Origin of the sequence: Sulfitobacter sp. 1A15299, assembly GCF_043556915.1 — a bacterium.
Lineage (GTDB): Bacteria > Pseudomonadota > Alphaproteobacteria > Rhodobacterales > Rhodobacteraceae > Sulfitobacter.
Map to the genome: position 1 here is coordinate 22,674 of NZ_JBIFFJ010000028.1, position 7,017 is coordinate 29,690.

Below are 7,017 nucleotides of genomic sequence, written 5' to 3' on the forward strand. Positions count from 1 at the left end.
ATAATCGTCGCCAAGTAGCATCTGCTAACGCAACAGTTCCCAGTTAGCCCCGCAGCGCAGGCAAACCCACGCCCGTGGCGTCGAACCCGCCGTCGGATGCAACGACCTGCCCAGTCACATAGCTTGCCCGGTCGCTTGCAAGGAAACATATGACGTTCGCGATTTCGCGCTCGGAGCCGTAGCGGTTGAGGGGGATCGCGTCGTGATAGGCCGCGCGTATCTCCTGCGAGTGGACGGCAAGCGCGAGTTTCGTTTCCACCGGTCCGGGGCAGACGCAGTTCGCGCGGATCCCGACTTCGCCAAGCTCCGCCGCTTGCTGTTTGGTCAGATGGATCACTGCTGCTTTGGACGTGCCATAGGCGATCCGCAGCGTCGAGGCGCGCAACCCGGAGATCGAGGCGATGTTCACGATGGCCCCGCCCCGGGTCGAGAGGAGCGGAAGGCAGGCTTGGGACATCAGAAACACGCCGTCGAGGTTGGTCTCCATCACGCGTCGCCAGCGGGCAAAATCAGTCTCGGCCAAGGGGCCGAAATCGGCGACGCCTGCATTGTTGACCAGAATGTCGAGGCGCCCGAAGGTTTGCTCCACCTCCGCGACGGCCTGCGCGACTTGTTGTGGGATTGAAACGTCGCAAGTTATGGCAAGTGCGCCGGAGAGGGTGGCCGCGGCTTCCGCCAGTTCTTCCGCATCGCGGTCGAGCATGACGACGCGGCGGCCTTCGGCGTGGAAAAGCGCGGCGGTGGCAAGGCCGATGCCGCGGGCGGCACCGGTGATCAGGGCAACGGTATCGTTCATTTCAGAACCTCGGGCAGGAAGAGGGAGAGGGCAGGGACCGCCGCCACGATGGCAAGGCCGAATACGCTGATCGCGAGAAACGGCAAGGCGGCGCGGGCAATATGCTCCAAAGGTTGGCGGGTGATGTTCGCGGCGACGTAGAGGTTGATCCCGACGGGCGGGGTGATGAGACCGATGGCGAGGTTCACCATCACCAGCACGCCGAACCAAACCGGATCCCAGCCAAGTTCGCGCACGACCGGCAGGAAGATCGGGAGAGAGATGAACATCACCGTCACCGGGTCCATGAACATGCCTGCGATCAGGAGGATCAGCATGATGACCACCAAGATCACCCCGCCATTGTCCGACAGGCCGAGCAGTTGGTCGGAGTATTGGCCGACGAGGTCTTCGACCGTCACAACCCACCCGAATAGGCTGGCATAGGCGACCACCAGCATGACGACGGCGGAGGAAGAGGCGGCCTCGGTCAGGGCATCATAGAGGGCGCGGATGGTGAGCGTGCGATAGGCAAAAGCGCCCACGGCAATGGCATAGACGGTGGCGACGAGGGCGGCTTCGGTCGGGGTGAAGATGCCGGAGTAGATGCCGCCGAGGATGACGACTGGGGTCATCAGTCCCCAGAAGGACTCGCGAAAGCTCTGCTCGAGATCGTGCCAATAGCCTTGGCTGGGCGGTGCGGGTGAAAGCTTGTCCAACTCCGCCCGGTCAGACGATTTAATGAAGGGTAGAATGATCAGCATCAGCACGCCCATGAAGAGGCCCGGGATGATCGCTGCGATAAACAGTGCGGAGATCGATGTTTCGGCAATGACGCCATAAATTACGAGGCCGATGGAGGGGGGGATGACGATGGAGAAGGCCGCGCCCGTGCAGACCAAAGCGGCGGCGGCAGCACGGGGGTAGCCGTCTTCTTGCATGCCTTTGATGATCATCGGGCCGATGGCCGCGACGGAAGCCGGGCCCGAGCCTGACACCGCGCCCCAGAACAGGCAAACCACGGTGCCGACGACACCCATGCCGCCGGGCAGGTTGCCGATGAGGATACGGAAAAAGCGGATCATCCGCTCGGCGATGCCCAAGGTGCCCATCAACGTCCCGGCGAGGATGAAGAAGGGGATGGCGAGCAGGGCGTATTTCGCGATGCCGGTGGCGATGAGATCGCCTGCGAGGTCAAAGCCGAAGCCGATTTGCCACATGGCGTACATGGCCGAGAGGCCGAGCGCGAAGGCCACGGGCACGCGCAGCGCCATCAGCAGGAAAAAGGCGACGATCATCTGGGTGCCGGCACCCATGCTGGAGATATCAAACACTGGTTTACGCTCGCGGTTCTTGGCGCGTCGCGCGCCACATTTCTGCGGCATGTTGCAGGTAACGGATGATGATCAGGGCAAAACCGAAGGGCAGGCCGATCTGATACCACCACGCAGGCACACCGAGCGCATAGCTGCGGATGCCGCTGCCGATCTGGTTCATCAATGTGGCCCAAGAAAACCATGCGGAAGCTGCCAGAAGCAGAACCGAAAGGATCACCGAGAGCATAAATACGGCGCGGACCGCAGGGCGGGGCAGGAAATCCTGAACGATCGTGACGGCCAAATGCTGCCCCCGCCGTGCGGCGATCGCGGCGCCAAAGACGGTCAGCAGGAGAAAGCCGTTGGTCAGCAGCTCTTCCGAGGCGGCGAAGGAATAGTGCGTGGCATAGCGGACCACGACATTGATGAAACCGATCAGCGTCATGCCAAGAAACAGCACGGCGCAGACGATCTTTTCAAACTCGTTCAGCAGAAATCGCATGGCTCCGACCCTCCCGGATCGGCGCGGCCCCAGTGCAGGGCCGCGCCTAGGCTTTAGTTCGCGGGTGTCGCGGCAATGGCGTCTTGGAAGCTACCGACGATGTCGGTGCCCACTTTGGCGGCCCAAGTGTCGAAGGCGGGTTTTGTCGCTTCGCGGAAGGCGGCCAGTTCCTCTTCGGACGGCTCGTAAACCTCCATCCCTTTGTCACGCAGGAAGGCGACGCCTTCGGCGGTGCCTTCACGGGTGATTTCGCGCTGATATTCCATGGCTTCGGTCGCGGCGGCGCGCATCTGCTCTTGGGTCGCCTCGTCCAAATCACCCCAGACTTCGGTCGAGACACCAAGGAAGATTGGGTCATAGGAGTAGTGCCAAGCGGTCAGATGTTTTTGCACCTCGAAAACCTGCTGGGGAATGATCACGGCCCCAATCGGGTTTTCCTGCCCATCAACGACGCCCTGCTGAAGTGCGGTCATCGTCTCACCCCATTGCATCTGCTGGGGGTTGGCGCCGAGCGCGTTCATCACGTCGATATACATCGGTCCGGCGACGCGCATGTTGAGACCCTTCATGTCTTCGGGGGTCTTAATCGGGCGAACGTTGTTGGTGACTTCGCGAAAGCCGTTCTCACCCCAAGCCAGCACTTCGATGCCCTTTTCCCGCAGGATGTCTTGGAGCAGTTTCGCCGGTTCGCCTTGGGTGGTCGCGTCTACCTGATCGTAATTGGCATAGAGATAGGGCAGCGAGAACACGGCCATCTCGGGCACCAAGGGGGTCACGTTGATCGCCGAGGTAACGACGAGGTCAAGCGCCCCGCGGCCCACCATCTCGGCCTGTTTCATTTGGTCGCCGCCAGAGAGCTGCGCATTGGGGAAGACGCGCACGTCATAGGCGCCAGCGGTTTTCTCGGACAGAAGTTCGCCGAATTTCTCTGCCCCTTTGTGCCAAGTCGTGGTGTCGCCGGTGTTATGCGACAGACGCAGCGTGTCGGCACTGGCCGCGCTGGAAAAGACGGCGGTTGCAAAAATTGCGGCGAAACCCGCCTTTGAAATCATTTTCATAATAGTTCCTCCCTCATTGAGCCATAATGTGGAACAGAGTTCGGCGGTTCGGGCAAGATATTTCTTGCATTCAATGCAGGAATGCGCAGTTCTTTGTGTCGAAACCCCGGAACCCAGACGCAAGAGGTCCACATTATGAGCGGTGGAGATCAGGCGACCCCCGCCAGAGGCAGTCAAGCGGTAGACCGTGCCTTGGCGCTTTTGCAGATAACCGGGCGCGGGGCCGGGCGGGGTGTGTCTTTGTCCGGGTTGATTGAGGCTTCGGGGCTGGGCAAGCCCACGGTGCGCCGGTTGATGCTTGCGCTAATTCGGCGCGGTCTTGTAGAGCAGGACAGCGCCACGCGGCTATATTTTCTGGGGGAGGAAAGCTATGTTCTCGGCACCCTCGCGACCCCGCGCCATGGGCTGTTGGAGATTGCAGCGGATGCGGCTGTCCGGCTAGCGCAGGCGAGCGGCGACACGGCCTTCGTCAACATGCGGCGCGGCTCGGCTGCGGTTTGCCTGCACCGCGAAGACGGGGCTTTCCCGATCCGGACCCATGCGCTTGAGACCGGCGCGCAGCACCCTTTGGGCATTGGCGCAGGCTCGCTGGCGATGCTGAGTGCGCTGCCGGATGCGGAGGTCGAAATAGTGCTCAAAGACAACGCAGAGCGGATGGCCAGCGATTACCCGGATTACGACGCTGACCTTTTGCGCAGCGATGTGGCGCGGACCCGCGAGCGGGGGTTTGCCTTGAACCCCGGGCGAATCGTGCCGGGCAGTTGGGGCATCGGCGTGGCCCTTTGTCGCCCTGACGGTTCCGTCGCGGGCGCCATGTCGATCGCCGCGATCGAAAGCCGAATGCTGCCGCCGCGTGATGGTGAGTTGGCGGAATTGTTGAAGCGCGAAGCGCGGGAAATTGAAATCCGGTTGGCGCGCAGGATGCCGCAGCCGGTACTGGAGGAGAATGAATGATGACGGACCCCTATATCGTCGGCTGGGCCCATAGCGCCTTTGGCAAGAGCGACGCGCTCGATACCGAAGCGCTGATGGCTGAGGTCACGGGACCGGCCTTGGCCCATGCCGGCGTGCCAGCGGAGGATGTCGACGGTATCTTTGTCGGGGTCTTCAACAATGGTTTCTCGGATCAAGATTTTCAGGGGGCGCTCGTCGGCATGGGGAATCAGGCTTTGGCCCGCGTCCCCGCCACGAGATATGAGAATGCCTGCGCGACCGGCTCCGCCGCATTGCATGGGGCGATGGATTTCATCGCCAGCGGTCGTGGCAAGATTGCCTTGGTCGTCGGGGCCGAAAAGATGACCGCAACGCCGGGGGCGGAGGTTGGGGACATCCTGCTCGGTGCCTCTTACCGGGCGGAGGAAGCGGGCGTTGGCGGTGGTTTTGCCGGGCTTTTTGGGCAGATCGCGGCCAGCTATTTCCAGCGCTATGGTGACCAATCCGAAGCGCTGGCGATGATCGCCGCGAAGAACCACCACAACGGAATGCAAAATCCCTTTGCTCATATGCAGCGGGATTTCGATGTGGCCTTTTGCAACACTGTGTCCGAGAAGAACCCCCTCGTGGCTGGCCCCCTGCGGCGCACGGATTGTTCGCTGGTGTCTGACGGGGCGGCGGCGATGGTTGTGGCTGCGCCCGAAGTGGCGGCCCAGTTGCAGCGCGCCATCCGTTTCCGCGCGCGCAGCCATACCAACGAACCGTTGGCACTGTCGCGGAGGGACATCACCCGTTTCGATGGCGCGCGGCGGGCGTGGGAGCAGACATTCGCGGCGAGTGGCCTGACGCTAGATGACCTGAGCCTTGTGGAAACCCACGACTGTTTCACCGTGGCGGAACTGTTGGAATACGAGGCGATGGGTTTGACGGAACCGGGTCAAGGCAGCCGCGCCATTCGCGAGGGCTGGACCGCCAAGCACGGGCGTCTGCCGGTGAACCCCTCGGGCGGGTTGAAGTCGAAGGGCCATCCGATTGGGGCCACGGGCGTGTCGATGCACGTCATGGCGGCGATGCAGTTGATGGGCGAGGCGGGCGGCATGCAGATCCCCGATGCCGAGCTTGCCGGGGTGTTTAACATGGGCGGGGCGGCGGTTGCCTCCTATGCCTCGATCCTTGAGCGGGTGGCGTGATGCAGCCTGTCTCTACCCGCGTCATGAACCTCTCGCAGTTTTTGGCAGACTCCGCGCGGCGTCAGCCTGAGGAGATCGGGCTGGTCTGGGGCGAAGACACTTGGGCTTGGTCCGAGTTGGAAGCCCGCGCCACCGCTTTTGCCGCCGCCCTGCGCGATCGTTACGGCATGCGCAAGGGCGACCGGTTGCTGGTGCAATCCGCGAACTGCAACCAGATGTTCGAAGCGGCTTTTGCCTGCTGGAAGCTCGGCTGCGTTTGGGTGCCGGCCAATTTTCGCCAAACGCCGGAAGAGGTCGCCTGGCTCGCCATGTCTTCGGAGGCCAAAGGTCTGTTGGCCGGGGCCGAGTTCGCCGCCCATATCGCATCCTGCGAGGGTGTCGATTTCACCGTCACGATCGGCGGGGCGGGAGAGGACGATTACGACACGCTTGTGGCGGAGTTCGCGAAGGTGCCGGTTGCCGTGACCGCGGTGGATCGCGACGATCCCGCGTGGTTCTTCTTTACCTCGGGCACCACTGGAAAGCCGAAGGCGGCGGTGCTCACGCATGGCCAATTAGCTTTTGTGATCACCAACCATCTGTGCGATCTGATGCCTGGCACTGGGCCGGATGATGCCTCCATTGTGGTCGCGCCGCTGTCTCACGGTGCGGGCATCCATCAGTTGACTCAGGTAGCCCATGGGGTGAAAACCATTCTCCTCGGCGGGACGAAGTTCGACCCCGCCGAGGTTTGGCGCTTGGTCGCCAAATGGCGCGTCACCAATGCCTTTACCGTGCCAACGATCGTGAAGATGCTGGTTGAACATCCTTCGGTTCATGAACTTGACCACTCCAGTCTCCGCTACATGATCTACGCCGGGGCGCCGATGTACCGCGCCGACCAAATCCGCGCGATCGAGGTTCTGGGCCCTGTTCTGGTACAGTATTTCGGCTTGGGCGAGGTGACGGGCAATATCACCGTCTTGCCGCCCACGCAGCACTCTGCCGATGATGCCGTGATGCGGGTCGGTACCTGCGGTTTTGCACGGACGGGGATGCAGGTTCAGGTGCAGGATGCCGAGGGGAAAGAGGTCGCGGCGGGCGAGACTGGTGAGGTTGCCGTGATCGGTCCGGCGGTATTTGCGGGTTACCACAGCAACCCCGAGGCCAATGCCAAAGCCTTTCGAGACGGCTGGTTCCTGACCGGTGATCTTGGGCATATGGACGCCGAAGGGTTTCTTTATCTCACCGACCGGGCGTCGGA

At 62.2% G+C, this 7,017-nt stretch carries 7 protein-coding genes; 3 read left to right on the plus strand and 4 right to left on the minus strand.

Annotation, left to right across the window (positions count from 1 at the left end):
* Positions 1-43: 43 nt before the first annotated feature.
* From ACGYK7_RS16320 to ACGYK7_RS16335, 4 genes are read right to left on the minus strand one after another with little or no spacing between them, the layout of a single operon-like run.
* Positions 44-796, minus strand: coding sequence for an SDR family NAD(P)-dependent oxidoreductase (locus ACGYK7_RS16320; RefSeq protein WP_394403529.1), 753 nt, complete (start codon positions 794-796; stop codon positions 44-46).
* Complete coding sequence (locus tag ACGYK7_RS16325) at positions 793-2,091, minus strand: TRAP transporter large permease (RefSeq protein WP_394403530.1); 1,299 nt, start codon at positions 2,089-2,091, stop codon at positions 793-795. Before ACGYK7_RS16325 ends, ACGYK7_RS16320 begins: the two co-directional genes overlap by 4 nt.
* Before the next feature lie 22 nt (positions 2,092-2,113).
* Positions 2,114-2,593: a TRAP transporter small permease gene (locus tag ACGYK7_RS16330; protein ID WP_394403531.1), complete on the minus strand. Its 480-nt coding sequence runs from the start codon at positions 2,591-2,593 to the stop codon at positions 2,114-2,116.
* Between the two features lie 53 nt (positions 2,594-2,646).
* Entirely contained in the window at positions 2,647-3,651 is a 1,005-nt protein-coding gene (locus ACGYK7_RS16335) for a DctP family TRAP transporter solute-binding subunit (protein WP_394403532.1), read from the minus strand.
* A 135-nt stretch (positions 3,652-3,786) separates the two neighbouring features.
* Here ACGYK7_RS16335 and ACGYK7_RS16340 point away from each other — a divergent pair, with 135 nt between their 5' ends.
* The 3 genes from ACGYK7_RS16340 to ACGYK7_RS16350 all read left to right on the plus strand — a co-directional run.
* The gene (locus ACGYK7_RS16340) at positions 3,787-4,605 is read left to right on the plus strand and encodes an IclR family transcriptional regulator (protein ID WP_394403533.1); all 819 of its coding nucleotides are present in this window, start codon (positions 3,787-3,789) and stop codon (positions 4,603-4,605) included.
* Positions 4,605-5,774, plus strand: coding sequence for an acetyl-CoA acetyltransferase (locus ACGYK7_RS16345; RefSeq protein ID WP_394403536.1), 1,170 nt, complete (start codon positions 4,605-4,607; stop codon positions 5,772-5,774). Before ACGYK7_RS16340 ends, ACGYK7_RS16345 begins: the two co-directional genes overlap by 1 nt.
* Positions 5,774-7,017: AMP-binding protein (locus ACGYK7_RS16350; RefSeq protein ID WP_394403534.1), on the plus strand; the 1,244-nt coding region annotated here is incomplete at its 3' end. The genes ACGYK7_RS16345 and ACGYK7_RS16350, both read left to right, overlap by 1 nt.

Coding starts and splice junctions, on each gene's coding strand:
- ACGYK7_RS16320 (WP_394403529.1), bottom strand. CDS start 796: ATGAACGATACCGTTGCCCTGATCACCGGTGCCGCCCGCGGCATCGGC.
- ACGYK7_RS16325 (WP_394403530.1), bottom strand. CDS start 2,091: ATGGGTGCCGGCACCCAGATGATCGTCGCCTTTTTCCTGCTGATGGCG.
- ACGYK7_RS16330 (WP_394403531.1), bottom strand. CDS start 2,593: ATGCGATTTCTGCTGAACGAGTTTGAAAAGATCGTCTGCGCCGTGCTG.
- ACGYK7_RS16335 (WP_394403532.1), bottom strand. CDS start 3,651: ATGAAAATGATTTCAAAGGCGGGTTTCGCCGCAATTTTTGCAACCGCC.
- ACGYK7_RS16340 (WP_394403533.1), top strand. CDS start 3,787: ATGAGCGGTGGAGATCAGGCGACCCCCGCCAGAGGCAGTCAAGCGGTA.
- ACGYK7_RS16345 (WP_394403536.1), top strand. CDS start 4,605: ATGACGGACCCCTATATCGTCGGCTGGGCCCATAGCGCCTTTGGCAAG.